The organism is Rathayibacter sp. AY1C4 (genome assembly GCF_002932195.1).
Taxonomy (GTDB): Bacteria; Actinomycetota; Actinomycetes; order Actinomycetales; family Microbacteriaceae; genus Rathayibacter.
Genome location: NZ_PSWE01000007.1, coordinates 17,736 through 32,355 on the forward strand (window position 1 = coordinate 17,736; position 14,620 = coordinate 32,355).

Here is a 14,620-nt window from a genome sequence, read left to right on the forward strand (position 1 = left end):
CCTGCCTAGGGTGGAGGAGCGGCCGCCCACCGCGGCCCGGAAGGGACACACATGGACGGGACGACGCCCCCCGGCATTCCCCAGGACGGCACGGATACCGAGACCGCCGCCGCGCGCACCGCCGCCGACGGCACCGCTGCCGAGCACACCGACTCCGCGCGCACCGACCCCGCGCTCACCGACTCCGCGACCCCCGCGTGGGCCGCCCCCGAGGCCTCCGGCCGCCACGGCGAGGTCGCTCTGCGGATCCGCGGCCTCCGCAAGCGCTTCGGCGACAAGGAGGCCGTGAAGGACATCGACCTCGACGTCCCCGCCGGCTCCTTCTTCGGGCTCGTCGGCCCCAACGGCGCGGGCAAGACGACGACCCTCTCGATGGCCACGGCCCTGCTCCGCCCCGACAGTGGCGTCGTCACGATCCACGAGGTCGACGTCTGGAAGGACACCCTCGAGGCGAAGCGGCTGATCGGCGTCCTCGCCGACGGCGTCAAGCTGTTCGACCGCCTCACCGGTCTGCAGCTCGTCACCTACTACGGTCTGCTCTGCGGGCTCGAGCGATCCGTCGTCGTCGAGCGGACCGACGACCTCCTCGCCCTGCTCGGCCTCGATCCGGCCGACCGCACGCTCGTCGTGGACTACTCCGCGGGCATGACCAAGAAGATCGCGCTCGCCTGCGCGCTCGTGCGCGCCCCGCGCCTCCTGGTGCTCGACGAGCCGTTCGAGTCGGTCGATCCGGTCTCGGCGGCGAACATCCGCGACATCCTCACCGGCTTCGTCGCGTCGGGCGGCACGGTCATCGTCTCGTCCCACTCCATGGACCTCGTCGAGCGGATGTGCGACCGGGTCGCCGTCATCGCCGACGGCCGCGTGCTCGCCTCCGGCACCCTCGAGGAGGTCCGCGCCGGCTCCAGCCTCGAGGAGCGCTTCGTCGAGCTGGTCGGCGGCCGCACCCACCAGGAGGGACCGGCATGGTTGCGCATCTCCTGAGGCTGCGGCTGCTCCTGCTCCGCAACTCGCTGACGCGGAACGTGTGGCAGCTGATCGGCGTGATCCTCGGCGGTCTCTACGCGATCGCGGTGCTCGGCCTGGTCGCGGCCGGCCTGGTCGCGCTCGGAGGCACGGACCCGGCGTTCGCGAACGTCGCGATCGTCCTCGGCGGCTCCGCTCTGATCCTCGGCTGGGTGCTCGGGCCGATCTTCCTGTCCGGCTCCGACCAGAGCCTCGACCTGCCCACCCTCGCGACCTTCCCGATCCCGCTGCGGACCCTCCTCCTCGGGCTCGCCGCCGCGGGCCTCGCGGGCATCCCCGGCGTGGTGACCACGCTCGGGGCGCTCGCCTCCGCCGCCGCCTGGTGGAGCCGTCCGATCGGCATCCTGCCCGGCCTCGTCGCCGCGGTGATCGGCGTCGCGACCTGCGTGGTCGCGTCCCGCCTGATCGGCGCGCTCACCACGGGCCTGGGCTCGAGCCGCCGCTACCGCGAGGTGATCGGCGGCGTCGTGCTCGTCGTCGTCATCCTGCTCGGACCGCTCTTCTTCGGCCTGACCAACGTGATCCGCGACGGCCTGGACGTCCTGCCCGTGATCGCGGGCGCCCTCGGCTGGTCGCCGCTCGGCGCGATCTGGGCCGTCCCCGGATCCGTCGTCGCGGGCGACTGGGTCGCGGCGATCGCGCGCCTGCTGATCGGGCTCGCGACGCTGGCCGTCCTCGTCTGGGCGTGGGCCCGGGCGCTGCGGCACGCGCTCGCGGAGCCCGCCGCGTCCGGCGCGCACTCCGCCTCCGGATCCGCGGGCCTCGGCCTGTTCGGGCGCTTCCCCGGCACCCCGACCGGCGCCGTCGCCGCGCGTGCCCTCGGCTACTGGTGGCGCGACCCGCGCTACAGCCGCGGGCTCCTCGTCATCCCCGCCGTCGTCGTCCTCGCGGTCTTCTACTCCGCGATCGGCAGCGGGGGCGACACCTTCGTGCTGCTCTCGGCCGTGCTCGTCGGCCTGATCTTCGGCGTGACCCTCTGCGCCGACGTGTCGTACGACGGCACCGCCTGGGCGGCGCACGTCAGCTCCGGAGTGACGGGGTCGGCCGACCGCGCCGGTCGCGTCGTCGCCGCCGCGATCATCGGCGTCCCTGCGGTGGTCGCCGTGGCGGTGGGCACCGCGCTGTACGCGGGACGCGCCGACGCGATCCCGGCCGTGCTGGGCATGGCGCTGGCCCTCGTTCTCAGCGGGTTCGGAGTGTCGAGCGTCGCCTCGTCGCTCGTCGTCTACCCCGTGCCCGGGCCGGGGGACAGCCCGCTGAAGACGCCGCCGGGCTCCGGGATGATCTCGAGCGTCGTGATGCTGGGGAGCATGGCCGCGACCGGCCTGCTGGCGCTCCCGTCGATCGTCCTCGGCGCGATCTCGCTCATCGGCGGCGACCCGGCCTTCGGCCTGATCGGACTGGCGGCCGCCCTCGTGCTGGGCACCGTCTTCGCGCTGGTGGGCATCCGCGTCGGCGGTCGGATCGTCGACCGCCGAGCGCCGGAGCTGTTCGCCGCCCTCGTGACGATCGGCTGACGCGGGTGGCGGGGCGCGGGTGGGCGGTGCCCGCCCGCTCCCCGTCTCCGCCCCGCTCCCCGCCCCCGCGAGTGCGCGAAAGTCGTCGCACTCGAGCTCGAGTGCGACAACTCCTGCGTGCTTGCGAGTGCGACGACTCCTGCACACTCGCGGGAGCCGACGAGGACCGCGCGCACCCGCGAGTGGCCGCGCGCCCGCGAAGGCCCGCACACGGGAGCCGCGGCAGAATGTGGACATGCGCAGCCTCGAAGTCCTCCTCGATCCGGAGTCGGAGGCTCGCGTCCGCGGCCAGTGGGAGGCGCTCGAGGCGGCCGGCATCCCGAGCCTCGCGCTGCACACGTCCGCCAGCAACCGCCCGCACCTCACCCTGGTCGCCGGGCCCGAGCTGACCGCCCCGGAGCCGGGCGCGCTCGGTCCGCTGCCGGCGACGGTCGCCCTGGGCGCCGTCCTCCTCTTCCCGCACGCCGGGCGCTTCGTCCTCGCCTGGGGAGTGGTCCGCTCGCCCGCCCTCGACGCGCTGCACGGCCGTGCCACGCGCCTCGTGCCGGGCGGCGTCGACACCTCGCTGCCGGACGCCTGGATGCCGCACATCAGCGTCTCGCGCCGCCTCCGCGCCGAGCAGCTCGGCGACGCCGTCCCCCTCCTCGGCGAGCCGTTCACCGTCGCCCTCGCGGGCGTCCGCTTCTGGGACGGCGACACCCGCACCCTCACCGACCTCTGATCCGGGCGCCGCAGAAGCCCCCCCGACGCTCCTTGCAGCCGCCTCCCCAGGTCCCTCTCTGCGGCCCTTCTCCACAGTTCCCCGGACCCCCGGGGCGGCGTCGGAGGCGGCGGGTAGAGTTCCCCGGGTGACAGAGCCCACCGCGACAGCCCTCCCCGCCCCGCCGCTCGCCGACCCCTCGGCGGAGTCCCGCGGCGGCGTCCGGAGCGACGCGGCGAGCGGCGCCCCGGGATCCGGATCCTCCGAGGCGCAGGCGATCCTCGAGAAGGTCTTCGGCTACGGCTCCTTCCGCGGCGAGCAGCAGGCCATCGTCGAGCAGGTCATCGGAGGCGGCGACGCCGTCGTCCTGATGCCCACCGGCGGCGGCAAGTCGCTCTGCTACCAGATCCCCGCCATCGTGCGCCTCGGCACCGGCGTGGTCGTGTCCCCGCTCATCGCGCTGATGCAGGACCAGGTCGACGCCCTCCGCGCGAACGGCGTCCGCGCCGAGTTCCTCAACTCCACCCAGGACGCGGGCGAGCGCAGCCGCGTCGAGCGCGCCTACCTCGACGGCGAGCTCGACCTGCTCTACGTCGCCCCGGAGCGCCTGGGCAACGAGGGCATGAAGCAGTTCCTCGCCCGCGGCCGGATCGCCCTCTTCGCGATCGACGAGGCCCACTGCGTCAGCCAGTGGGGCCACGACTTCCGCCCCGACTACCTCGCACTGGGCGAGCTCGCCGAGCGCTGGCCCGACGTCCCGCGCATCGCCCTCACCGCGACCGCCACCGAGGCGACGCATCGCGAGATCACCTCGCGCCTGCACCTCGGCGCCGCCCGCCACTTCGTCTCGAGCTTCGACCGCCCGAACATCCAGTACCGGATCGTCAACAAGGTCGAGCCGCGCAAGCAGCTGATCGACTTCCTGCGGCGCGAGCACGCGCACGACGCGGGCATCGTCTACGCCCTCTCCCGCAAGAGCGTCGAGGCGACGGCCGAGGCGCTGCGCTCGGCGGGCTTCGACGCCGTCGCGTACCACGCGGGCCTCGACTCGCGGGTGCGCGCCGCCGCCCAGTCGCGGTTCCTCCGCGAGGAGGGCGTCATCGTCTGCGCGACCATCGCCTTCGGCATGGGGATCGACAAGCCGGACGTGCGGTTCGTCGCGCACATCGACCTGCCCAAGTCGGTCGAGGGCTACTACCAGGAGACGGGTCGCGCCGGCCGCGACGGACTGCCGTCCACCGCCTGGCTCGCCTACGGCCTGCAGGACGTGGTGCAGCAGCGCCGGATGATCGACGAGTCGCCGGGAGACCTGGCGCACCGTCGGCGGATGTCCGCGCACCTGGACGCGATGCTCGCGCTCTCCGAGACGGTCCAGTGCCGCCGCGTGAACCTGCTCGCCTACTTCGGCCAGGAGAGCACCGCCTGCGGCAACTGCGACACCTGCCTCGAGCCGCCCGCCTCCTGGGACGGCACGGTCGCGGCGCAGAAGTTCCTGTCGACGGTCGTCCGCCTCAAGCGGGAGCGCAACCAGCAGTTCGGCGCCGGTCACATCATCGACGTCCTCCGCGGCAAGACCACGCCGCGCACCACCCAGCACCAGCACGACGGCCTCGCCACCTGGGGCATCGGCGCCGAGCTCAGCGACACCCAGTGGCGCGGAGTCGCTCGCCAGCTCCTCGCGCAGGGCCTTCTCGGCGTGAACGACGACGGCTTCGGCACGCTCGTGCTCACGCCCGCGTCCGGCTCCGTCCTCAGCGGCGAGCGGAAGGTCGAGCTGCGGCAGGAGCCGGAGAAGCCGGCCCGCTCCTGCGGATCCTCCCGCTCCGGGCGGTCCACCGTCGCCGAGCTGTCGGGCGAGGCTCAGCCGCTGTTCGAGCGGCTCCGGGAGTGGCGCGCCGCGCAGGCCCGCGCGCAGGCGGTCCCGGCCTACATCGTCTTCAACGACGCGACCCTCCGCGAGATCGCGACCGCCGAGCCGGCGACGATGGACGCGCTCAGCATCATCGGCGGCGTCGGCCAGAAGAAGCTGCTCACCTACGGCGAGGCCGTTCTCGCCGTCGTCGCGGGGGAGAGCCCCGAGATCGCCGTCCCGGAACCCGGTGAGGAGGCTCCCGCTCCCCGCCGCGCGCCGGCCGCCCGTGGCGGGTCGTCCCGCTCGCAAGGGGCGAAGCCCTCGTTCGGCCGCGAGTCGTCCGGTCCGCCGGTGTCCGCCGCTCAGCCGCCGGAGGACGACTGGGTGCCGCCGGACGAGCCCGACTGGGAGCCCGGCTGGGACAGCTACTGATCCGTCGCTGAGGCGCGCGGTTCACCACCCGCGACGGAGGCGGGCGCCGGCGCGGGCGACCGTGTTCCGGGCTCCGCGTCGGCGATCGTGCCCATCTCGTCACCGACGCGAGCATCCTCGGTCCGAGGCGTCGGCGAGCGCCCTCAGCCGCCCGCGCCCGTCGACGCCATCCACCCGCCGAGCAGCGTGCAGCAGAACGACACCGCGAGGCCCGCCACCGGCACCCAGAACGCGATGCGCCGCCGCACCAGCAGCACGATCGAGACGACCAGCGCCGCGAGGAACGGCACCCACACTCCTCCTGCGGCGAGGACCACCCCGCCCTCGATCAGGCCGATGTCGCAGGCGTTCGATCCGCCGCACGAGTCGCTGGCCATCGCGAAGAACAGCCCGAAGAACGACAGCAGCAGCGTCACCGCGGAGGCCACGAGGATCAGCACGATCGTCAGCACCAGGTCCCAGACGCGGACCGGGCGCCCATGCGGAACCCCGGATCCCAGCGCGGCCGGAGGCGCGGGAGGCGCGGCCGCGACGTCCACGGGCGGCGCACCCGGAGTCCGGGGAGGCGCTGCCGCGACGTCCGCGGGCGGCCCGGCCGCCGGGTGTCGGGCGGGCGGAGGGGGAGGCAGCGGCGGCTCGCTCATGCCGAGAGACTAGCGAGGCGGCCTCCGGTGCGGCGTCCCTCCTCCGCAGAAGCAGCCCGTAGGGACATCCCGTTCAGCACACGGACGAGCCGCCCCCTTCTCCGCTCCCGTCGCAGGGACAGCCCGTCCTGCGCACGAGCCGCGCGCCCCACCCCCGCCTGGTCGGTTCCGACAACGCGCTTCCTCCTCCGCCCGGCGCCGTTTGTGCCCGGGCGACGGAACGTTTCCGCCGCGCCGCCGCGCGACCTACCGTGCGAGGACCGCCTCCGCTGCCGCGCCCGTCGGCGCACGACGCACCGGGAGCGGCCCGAACCGCAGACGGCCGAAGGGACACGAACACCATGGTCAGCACCGCTCCCCACCCCCGCTCCGCCGCCGACGCCGCCGACCGGGCGGCCACCGGGCGCACGCGGGCCCGGCGCTCCCGCTCGGGCTCCATCGCGCCCACGCCGCCGGTGGACTCCCTCGGCTCCGAGGTCGACGCGCGCCTGGACGAGGACGGCGCCCCCTCCGTCGACGTCGCCGCCCTCGGCGAGACCCTGCTCGGCGCCTGGCGCGAGCAGCGCCTCGCCAGCCGCGCCCTGACCGCCCGCCCCGAGCTGCACCGCACCGACGGCCTCCCGATGAAGGAGCACCGCCTCCGCGTCTCGGAGCAGATGCGCGTGCTCGCGGCCGAGGGCGGCGTGCACCGCGCCTTCCCGGTCGACCTCGGCGGCGAGGCCGACCACGGCGGCAACATCGCCGGCTTCGAGGAGCTGGTCACCGCCGACCCCTCGCTGCAGATCAAGTCCGGCGTGCAGTGGGGACTCTTCGGCGCCGCGGTCCTGCACCTGGGCACCCGCCCGCACCACGAGAAGTGGCTGCCGGGGATCATGAGCCTCGAGATCCCGGGCGCCTTCGCGATGACCGAGACCGGGCACGGCTCCGACGTCGCGTCGATCGCCACGACCGCCACCTACGAGGACGGCGAGTTCGTGCTGCGGACGCCGTTCCGCGCGGCCTGGAAGGACTACCTCGGCAACGCGGCGGTGGACGGGCGTGCGGCGGTCGTCTTCGCGCAGCTGGTCACCCGCGGCGTGAACCACGGCGTTCACGCCTTCTTCGTCCCGATCCGCGACGAGCAGGGCGCGTTCCTGCCCGGCGTCGGCGGGGAGGACGACGGCCTCAAGGGCGGTCTGAACGGGATCGACAACGGCCGCCTCCACTTCGACGGCGTCCGCGTCCCGCGCGAGAACCTGCTGAACCGCTACGGCGACGTCGCCGCCGACGGCACCTACTCCTCGCCGATCGCGAGCCCGGGCCGCCGCTTCTTCACCATGCTCGGCACGCTGGTGCAGGGCCGCGTCTCGCTCGACGGAGCCTCGGTCGCCGCGGCGAAGATCGCGCTGACGGTCGCCGTCACCTACGGCGACCAGCGCCGCCAGTTCACCGGCGGCGGCGAGCGGGAGGAGGTGCTGCTCGACTACCAGCGGCACCAGCGCCGCCTCCTGCCGCGCCTGGCCACCACCTACGCCGCCGCCTTCGCGCACGAGAAGCTGCTGACGGCGTTCGACGAGGTCTTCTCCGGCGCGAACGACACCGAGCAGTCGCGGCAGGACCTCGAGACCCTCGCCGCGGGGCTGAAGGCGCTCTCGACCTGGCACGCTCTCGACACGCTGCAGGAGGCGCGCGAGGCCTGCGGAGGCGCGGGCTTCCTCGCCGAGAACCGGCTCACGCAGCTGCGCGCCGATCTCGACGTCTACGCGACCTTCGAGGGCGACAACACCGTGCTCCTCCAGCTGGTCGCCAAGCGCCTGCTGACCGACGTCGGACGCCGCTTCAAGGGCGCCCAGCCCGCGGAGCTGGCGCGGTACGCCGCCTCGCAGGTCGCGGGGGCGACCGTCGACAACTCCGGTCTGCGCCGTCTGGCCCAGGTCGTCGCCGATCGCGGATCGACGGCCCGCTCGGTCGGCCAGCTGCGGGAAGACCAGCGCGAGCTGCTCACCGGCCGCGTCGAGAGCATGGTCGCGGGGATCGCCTCACGGCTGCGCCCGGCGTCGAAGCTGCCCTCCGACGAGGCGGCACGCCTGTTCAACGCGCACCAGAGCGAGCTCATCGAGGCGGCGCGCGCGCACGCCGAGCTGCTGCAGTGGGAGGCGTTCACGGAGGCGCTCGCCGGCGTCGAGGACGCGGGCACGCGCACCGTCCTCACCTGGCTCCGCGACCTGTTCGGCCTGGGCCTGATCGAGAAGCACCTCGACTGGTACCTCATCCACGGGCGCCTGTCGTCGCAGCGAGCGGTCGCGGTGACGTTCTACATCGACCGCCTGCTCGCGCGCATCCGCCCGCACGCCGCCGACCTGGTCGCGTCGTTCGGCTACGGGCCCGAGCACGTGCGCGCGGCGATCGCGACCGGCGCCGAGGCGGAGCGCCAGGAGGAGGCGCACGCCTGGTACGAGGCCGCCCGCGCCTCCGGCACCCTCCCCACTCCGGAGAAGCGCCGCTGACCCCTCCGCGAGATGCCGCTCCGGTACGCGACACGCCGCGCGAGGCGCACCGGAGTAGCATCCCGCGGAGACAGGACGGGCAGGGGCGCGTCAGGACGCGAGGAACGCCAGTGCCTGGTCGCGCTCGGCGCGCAGCTCGAGCACGGACTCGTCGATGCGCGCGCGGGAGTGCGCGTCGATCTCGAGCCCCTCGATGATCCGCCACTCGCCGTCGACGGAGCGGACCGGGAACGAGGAGATCAGCCCCTCCTCCACCCCGTAGGAGCCGTCCGACTCGACGGCGGCCGAGGTCCACGACGTGCCGTCGACCCAGTCGCGCACGTGGTCGATCGCGGCGGAGGCGGCGGACGCGGCCGAGGAGGCTCCGCGGACCTCGATGATCTCGGCGCCGCGCTTGGCGACCCGCGGCTCGAACTCCGTGTGCAGCCACTCCGCGTCGACCAGCTCGGGCACCGGCCGTCCGCCGACGGTGGCGTGCGTCGCGTCGGGGTACTGCGAGGCGGAGTGGTTGCCCCAGATCGCGACGCCCTCGATCGCGTCGACGGGGGCGTGGAGCTTCGCGGCGAGCTGCGCGACCGCCCGGTTGTGGTCGAGTCGCGTCATCGCGGTGAAGCGGCCGGCGGGGATGTCCGGGGCGCTGCGCCGCGCGATCCAGGCGTTGGTGTTGGCCGGGTTGCCGACGACCAGCACGCGGATGTCGGAGGCGGCGTGCGCGTTCAACGCGGCGCCCTGGGGCCCGAAGATGCCCGCGTTCGCGGCGAGCAGGTCGGCGCGCTCCATGCCCGCGCTGCGCGGCCGGGCGCCCACGAGGAGGGCGACGCTCGCGCCGTCGAACGCCGCGGCCGGGTCGTCCGTCGCCTCGATCCCGCGGAGGAGGGGGAAGGCGCCGTCCTGCAGCTCGAGCGCCGTGCCCGCGGCCGCGCGGAGGCCGGAGGGGATCTCGAGCAGGTTCAGGCGGACGGGGACGTCCGGCCCGAGGAGCTGACCCGAGGCGATGCGGAAAAGGAGCGCGTAGCCGATGGCGCCTCCCGCTCCCGTGACCGTGACCGTGACCGGAGTGCGCTGCTGGTTCATGCGCCGAGCGTATTCCCGCCGGCTGGGGGAGGGGGAGGAGTCAGCCGGACGGCGGGCCCTCGGCGGGAGGCGCCGTCGACCCGCGGAGCACGAGCTTGTTGCGCAGCCGCACGTGCTGCTCGGCCACGCTCCCGCCGTCGATCAGCGTCAGGAGCGCCCGGGCGGCCGCGCGCCCCACGCGGTGCAGCGGCTGCCTCACCGTCGTGAGCGCCGGGACCACCCGGGAGGCGTCGGGCACGTCGTCGTAGCCCACGACCGACAGCTGCCCGGGCACCGAGAGGCCCAGCGCCCGGGCCGCCTCGATCACGGCGATGGCGGAGGCGTCGTTCGCGGCGAGGACCGCCGTCGGGCGGTCGGGCAGCAGCAGCAGCTCGTGGGCGGCGGCGAGGGAGGGGTCGTGCCGGTAGTAGCCGACCCGTACGAGCGCGGGGTCGTAGGGGAGGCCGGCGTCCGCGAGCGCCCGCTGGTAGCCGGCGCCGCGCCGGTGCGACGACTCCAGGTCGGGGCGGCCCGCGACGAAGCCGATGCGGCGATGGCCGAGCCCGATCAGGTGGCTCGTCGCCAGCTGCGCTCCGCCGAAGTCGTCGGTCGCCACCGAATGCAGCTCGGTCTGCGCGGTCAGCGGATCCACGACGACGAGCGGCAGGTCCGACGAGGGGATCACGCCGGAGGGAGTCACCAGGATCGCTCCCGCTACGTGCGCCTCGGTGAGGCGCCGCAGGGACTCCTGCTCCCAGCCCGCCCGGCCCCGGCGGCTCGCCCCGCTGCCGGCGAGGAGGTCGAACCGGGTCCCCCGGAGCGCCGTCGCCACTCCCTGCAGCACCTCCGTGCCGAACGGCTCGAAGTCGCCCAGGAGCACGCCGATGACGCCCGAGCGCTCCGCGCACTCCGTCGTCACGACCTCCTGCTCGGCCTCCGCCGTCGCCGCCCCTGCGGACATCCTCGTCCCCTCCCGCCGTCCCCGCCCGGCCGCGGCGGAACGCGGTGATCGCCTCGCTGCGCTGCTCCGGACGGTTGAGAACACGTCCTTGCAATCGGGAATGTTCCCGGTAACATTGCCCGCAAGACTAGCTGAGGGAAAGCTCAGCAGTCGAGAGAGACGAGTGTCGGGCAGCCTTTCTCCCCTCAGTGCTGAGGGGGTCGAGAGCTGGAGCTCGCGTGGCCACGCTGTGGAAGCCGCCGCGCACGAGCCGTCCGCCGCTCTCCGCGCGTCCTGCGCTCCAGGCGCGGCCGAACGCCCCTCGGGCTGCGCCGCGCTCCGTCCTCTCGCGGCCTCGGGCCGCGCCACCACTCCGCGCCGTCCGGCGCTCGACCTGATCGGCGACGATGCCGATCGAGTGAGGAACACCATGTCCACGCGACGCACCCCCCGACCCCTCTGGCTCGTCCGCTCGGGCGCCGCTCTCGCCGGCTGCCTGCTCCTGTCCGGCGTCGCCGCCGCGGCCGCGGCCGCCGACACCGAGTACGGCTCCGACGACGTCGACGTGAACGTCAGCATCGAGGAGCTGGAGCAGCCCGGCGCCCTCTCGATGTCGATCGACGGCACCTCCGCCACGCTCGCCGAGGAGGGCTCCACCCCGACCGTGCGCGCCTTCACGGGGCAGCTGCCCGACGTGACCGTGACGGACACCCGGACCGTCGACGAGATCCCGGCCGGAGCCGGCTGGTACGTCCTCGGCTCGGCGAGCGCCTTCACCGGCGACGCGGACCAGGAGGACATCTCCTCCGACCACCTCGGCTGGACGCCGGTCCTCGTGGACGGCGGCGAGTCGGGCCTCGTGTCCGAGGGCGACCCGGTCGACACGATCCTCGACGAGGGTGCCGACGCCGTGGGCCTGTTCGACCAGGAGCTGCTCGCGCTGTCGCTCGACTCGCAGGAGACCGCGACGGACGGGTCCTGGACCGTGTCCGCGGGCCTCACCCTGAAGACCGAGGCCGACGTCGCCCCCGGCGACTACTCCTCCGTCCTGACGCTGTCGCTGTTCGAATGACCCCGATGCGCGCAGTCGCCTCCACGGCGATCGGCGCCCTCCTCGCGGCGGGCCTGCTCGCCTCCGGCGCGGCTCCGGCGACCGCGGCCGGCGCCTGGTCGCCGAAGGCCTCCTACACGTCGACGGACCGCGGCGACGGCACCTACTCCGTGCCGCTGCTGAACGCCGACGTGCCCGACGTCAGCGTCGAGCGCGTGCCCGCGTCCGAGAACGACGAGGGCCGCGACATCTACTACATGATCAGCACCACGATGCACCTCAGCCCGGGCGCCCCGATCATGAAGTCCTACGACCTCGTCAACTGGGAGATCGTCAACTACGTCTTCGACCGGCTCGAGATCGGCGACCGCTTCTCGCTCCGGAACGGGCAGAACTCCTACGGCAACGGCCAGTGGGCCTCGTCGCTCCGGTACCACGACGGCCGCTACTACGCGGTCTTCAACACCAACAACCTCGGCGGCTCCTACCTCTACTCGACCGACGACATCGAGGACGGAGCCTGGACCCGCACAGCCCTCGGCCGCGCCTTCCACGACCCGTCGCTGTTCTTCGACGACGCGGACGGCGGCACGCCGTACATCTTCTACGGCTCCGGATCCACCAGCGCCGTGAAGCTGAGCGAGGACCTGACGACCGTCGTCGCCGAGTACCCGAACATCCTCCGCACCTCGGACTACCCGGGAGCCGGCTACCTCGGCGGCCTGTTCGAGGGCGCGCAGGTGCAGTACATCGACGGGCAGTACTACATCGTCATCATCACCTGGCCCTCGGGCCAGGGCCGCCAGGTGGCGCTGTTCCGCTCGTCCGAGCTGCTGGGCCGCTACGCGACCGCCGACGGCAGCAACCCCTACGAGGGCAGGGGCGTGCTGAACTCCAGCGGGTTCGCCCAGGGGAGCCTCGTGCCGATCGCGAAGGAGGACGGCTCGACCGCCTGGCACGGCATGTTCTTCCGCGACAGCTTCCCGACCGGCCGCATCCCCGGGCTCATCCCGGCGACGTGGAAGGACGGCTGGCCGACGTTCGGGACGAACGGCTCGGTGCCGGTGGGCGGGAGCTTCCCGAAGCCGATCCGCCTCAGCCCCGAGGAGGAGCTGTTCGAGCGGCAGAAGAGCATCGTCGTCTCGGACGACTTCGACAACGACGCCCCGGCGAAGGCCTACCAGGACGAGTCGTGGACGATCCCGCCCGCGCCCGCCTACGACGCGTCGCTGCTCGGCGTGCAGCTGCTCCAGAACCCGGGAGCGGAGTCGGGGACGGCGCCGTGGGCAGGCCAGTTCGGCGCGACGCTGTCGGCCGACACGACCGACCCGGCGTCCGGCACCGCCGCGCTCCGCGTGGGCACCCGCACGCTCAACGGCTCCGGCCCGAGCCAGGTGCTGGCGAACAAGCTGCAGCGCGGCGTGACCTACACCGTGTCCGCGAAGGTGAAGTACACGACCGGCCCCGCGTCGGTCCGCTTCAACCTCTGCGCCGACTTCGGCGCGGGACCCGTGACGATGGCCTCCGCCGCCGTCACGCAGGGGCAGTGGACGACGATCACGGGGACCTACACGGTGCCCGAGACCGCGAACGTCGGCAGCGTGAAGTTCGCCGTCGAGACGCCGTGGGGCAATCCGCAGCCGGCGTCCTCGAGCACCGAGTACCTGCTCGACGACGTCTCGCTCGTCGGCGCCGCTCCCACCCTCGAGCGCCCGACGGCCGCCGAGATCGAGCCGAACGGCTCGACCCTCGCCCTCCCCTGGCAGTGGAACCACGCCCCCGACAACCGCTACTGGTCGCTGACCGAGCGCGAGGGCTGGCTCCGCCTCACCAACGGGAAGGTGCTCAGCGGAACGGCCGCGCACACGCGTCTCTCGGGCTCGCCCGAGATGACGTACCTGGAGGAGGCGCGCAACACGCTCTCCCAGCGCATCGTGGCTCCGAAGCAGTCGGCGGAGGCGGCGTTCGACGTCTCCGAGATGAAGGACGGCGACGTCGCCGGGCTCGCGGCCTACAACCGCGGCTTCTCCTACGTCGCGGTCAAGCGCGTGGACGGCGTCACCACCGTCGGCGTCGTGAACCGCAGTCAGCCGTTCGCGACCACGTTCGACCAGGCGGCCGTGGAGTCCTTCCTCCCCGGCACCACCGCCGCCCTCGGCGACGCCTCGCAGGTGCGCCTGAAGGCCGATCTCGAGCTCTCGGCTCCGGCCGGACAGCTCTGGACGACCTTCTCGTACAGCCTCGACGGGACGAGCTGGACGAAGCTCGGCAGTCGCGTCGGCCCGCAGACCCTCGACGGTCAGCTCACGCACTTCATGGGCCACCGCCTCGGGCTGTTCAGCTACGCGACGAAGACCGCCGGCGGCCACGTCGACGTCGACGAGTTCCTCCTGAGCGACACCCTCTCCTCGGAGGGGAAGGCGCTCGACCGCTCGCAGCTCGACGCGGCCGTCGCCCACGCGGCGACGCTCCGCTCCGACGACTACCCGGCGGACGCCTGGTCCGACCTCCAGTCGGTCCTCGCGAAGGCGCAGTCGGTCGGCACCGCGGGAACGCAGAACCAGATCGACGCCCCGGAGCGCGCACTCAGCTACCAGCTGGCCCGCCTCGGGACGCTGAAGGAGGCGTCGCTCGATGTGACCGCCGCCGCCGCGACCCGCTGCATCGCGGGGAAGGTCGTCGTGACCGTGCGGGCGACCAACGCCGACGACGTGCCCGTCGCCCTCCGGATGGAGAGCGCGTCCGGCACGAAGACGGTCGCCGCGCTCGCACCCGGCGCCACGACGAGCCACGCCTTCACCACGCGGGCGGCCTCGGTCCCCGCCGCCGAGGTGGTCGTGACCGCGACCGCCACCCTCGACGGCGAGCCGGTGACGACCACGGTGAGAGCGCCCCACCCGGCCGCGTCCTGCGGCTGAG

10 protein-coding genes are annotated in these 14,620 nt (G+C 73.8%); 7 read left to right on the plus strand and 3 right to left on the minus strand.

The genetic code is table 11. From position 1 onward, the window contains the following. Positions 1 to 51: 51 nt before the first annotated feature. The 4 genes from C5C99_RS05045 (at position 52) to recQ (ending at position 5,527) form a co-directional block, all read left to right on the plus strand. Positions 52 to 984 carry an ABC transporter ATP-binding protein gene (locus tag C5C99_RS05045; RefSeq protein WP_104339702.1) on the plus strand — a complete coding sequence of 311 codons (933 nt, stop codon included), beginning with the start codon at positions 52 to 54 and terminating at the stop codon, positions 982 to 984. Beyond that, positions 966 to 2,543: a transporter gene (locus tag C5C99_RS05050; RefSeq protein ID WP_104262323.1), complete on the plus strand. Its 1,578-nt coding sequence runs from the start codon at positions 966 to 968 to the stop codon at positions 2,541 to 2,543. The genes C5C99_RS05045 and C5C99_RS05050 overlap by 19 nt, the downstream gene beginning before the upstream one ends. 235 nt (positions 2,544 to 2,778) lie before the next feature. After that, positions 2,779 to 3,264, plus strand: coding sequence for a hypothetical protein (locus C5C99_RS05055; RefSeq protein ID WP_104339703.1), 486 nt, complete (start codon positions 2,779 to 2,781; stop codon positions 3,262 to 3,264). Positions 3,265 to 3,391: 127 nt separating this feature from the next. Further along, complete coding sequence (recQ, locus tag C5C99_RS05060) at positions 3,392 to 5,527, plus strand: DNA helicase RecQ (RefSeq protein WP_181074544.1); 2,136 nt, start codon at positions 3,392 to 3,394, stop codon at positions 5,525 to 5,527. A gap of 143 nt (positions 5,528 to 5,670) precedes the next feature. Here the strand turns inward: recQ and C5C99_RS17310 are convergent, their stop codons facing one another. After that, positions 5,671 to 6,171, minus strand: coding sequence for a DUF6264 family protein (locus C5C99_RS17310; RefSeq protein ID WP_219813604.1), 501 nt, complete (start codon positions 6,169 to 6,171; stop codon positions 5,671 to 5,673). Between the two features lie 341 nt (positions 6,172 to 6,512). On the opposite strand from C5C99_RS17310, the gene C5C99_RS05070 reads away from it, so the two are divergent. Then, complete coding sequence (locus C5C99_RS05070) at positions 6,513 to 8,657, plus strand: acyl-CoA dehydrogenase (protein ID WP_104339705.1); 2,145 nt, start codon at positions 6,513 to 6,515, stop codon at positions 8,655 to 8,657. Positions 8,658 to 8,747: 90 nt separating this feature from the next. On the opposite strand, the gene C5C99_RS05075 is transcribed toward C5C99_RS05070, so the two are convergent. Next, the gene (locus C5C99_RS05075; protein ID WP_104339706.1) at positions 8,748 to 9,731 is read right to left on the minus strand and encodes a malate dehydrogenase; all 984 of its coding nucleotides are present in this window, start codon (positions 9,729 to 9,731) and stop codon (positions 8,748 to 8,750) included. A gap of 40 nt (positions 9,732 to 9,771) precedes the next feature. Then, on the minus strand, positions 9,772 to 10,671 hold the full coding sequence (locus tag C5C99_RS05080; RefSeq protein ID WP_104226034.1) for a LacI family DNA-binding transcriptional regulator: 900 nt from the start codon (positions 10,669 to 10,671) through the stop codon (positions 9,772 to 9,774). Between the two features lie 409 nt (positions 10,672 to 11,080). On the opposite strand from C5C99_RS05080, the gene C5C99_RS05085 reads away from it, so the two are divergent. Together C5C99_RS05085 and C5C99_RS05090 are read left to right on the plus strand one after the other, a co-directional pair. Beyond that, positions 11,081 to 11,722, plus strand: a complete 642-nt coding sequence (locus C5C99_RS05085; RefSeq protein WP_104233676.1) for a hypothetical protein — start codon at positions 11,081 to 11,083, stop codon at positions 11,720 to 11,722. A 5-nt stretch (positions 11,723 to 11,727) separates the two neighbouring features. Then, the gene (locus C5C99_RS05090; RefSeq protein ID WP_258063636.1) at positions 11,728 to 14,619 is read left to right on the plus strand and encodes a family 43 glycosylhydrolase; all 2,892 of its coding nucleotides are present in this window, start codon (positions 11,728 to 11,730) and stop codon (positions 14,617 to 14,619) included. Position 14,620: the final 1 nt, after the last annotated feature.

Excerpts from the sequence above, each read along its gene's own strand:
- C5C99_RS05045 (WP_104339702.1), top strand. The coding sequence starts at position 52 with ATGGACGGGACGACGCCCCCCGGCATTCCCCAGGACGGCACGGATACC.
- C5C99_RS05050 (WP_104262323.1), top strand. The coding sequence starts at position 966 with ATGGTTGCGCATCTCCTGAGGCTGCGGCTGCTCCTGCTCCGCAACTCG.
- C5C99_RS05055 (WP_104339703.1), top strand. The coding sequence starts at position 2,779 with ATGCGCAGCCTCGAAGTCCTCCTCGATCCGGAGTCGGAGGCTCGCGTC.
- C5C99_RS17310 (WP_219813604.1), bottom strand. The coding sequence starts at position 6,171 with ATGAGCGAGCCGCCGCTGCCTCCCCCTCCGCCCGCCCGACACCCGGCG.
- C5C99_RS05070 (WP_104339705.1), top strand. The coding sequence starts at position 6,513 with ATGGTCAGCACCGCTCCCCACCCCCGCTCCGCCGCCGACGCCGCCGAC.
- C5C99_RS05075 (WP_104339706.1), bottom strand. The coding sequence starts at position 9,731 with ATGAACCAGCAGCGCACTCCGGTCACGGTCACGGTCACGGGAGCGGGA.
- C5C99_RS05080 (WP_104226034.1), bottom strand. The coding sequence starts at position 10,671 with ATGTCCGCAGGGGCGGCGACGGCGGAGGCCGAGCAGGAGGTCGTGACG.
- C5C99_RS05085 (WP_104233676.1), top strand. The coding sequence starts at position 11,081 with ATGTCCACGCGACGCACCCCCCGACCCCTCTGGCTCGTCCGCTCGGGC.
- C5C99_RS05090 (WP_258063636.1), top strand. The coding sequence starts at position 11,728 with ATGCGCGCAGTCGCCTCCACGGCGATCGGCGCCCTCCTCGCGGCGGGC.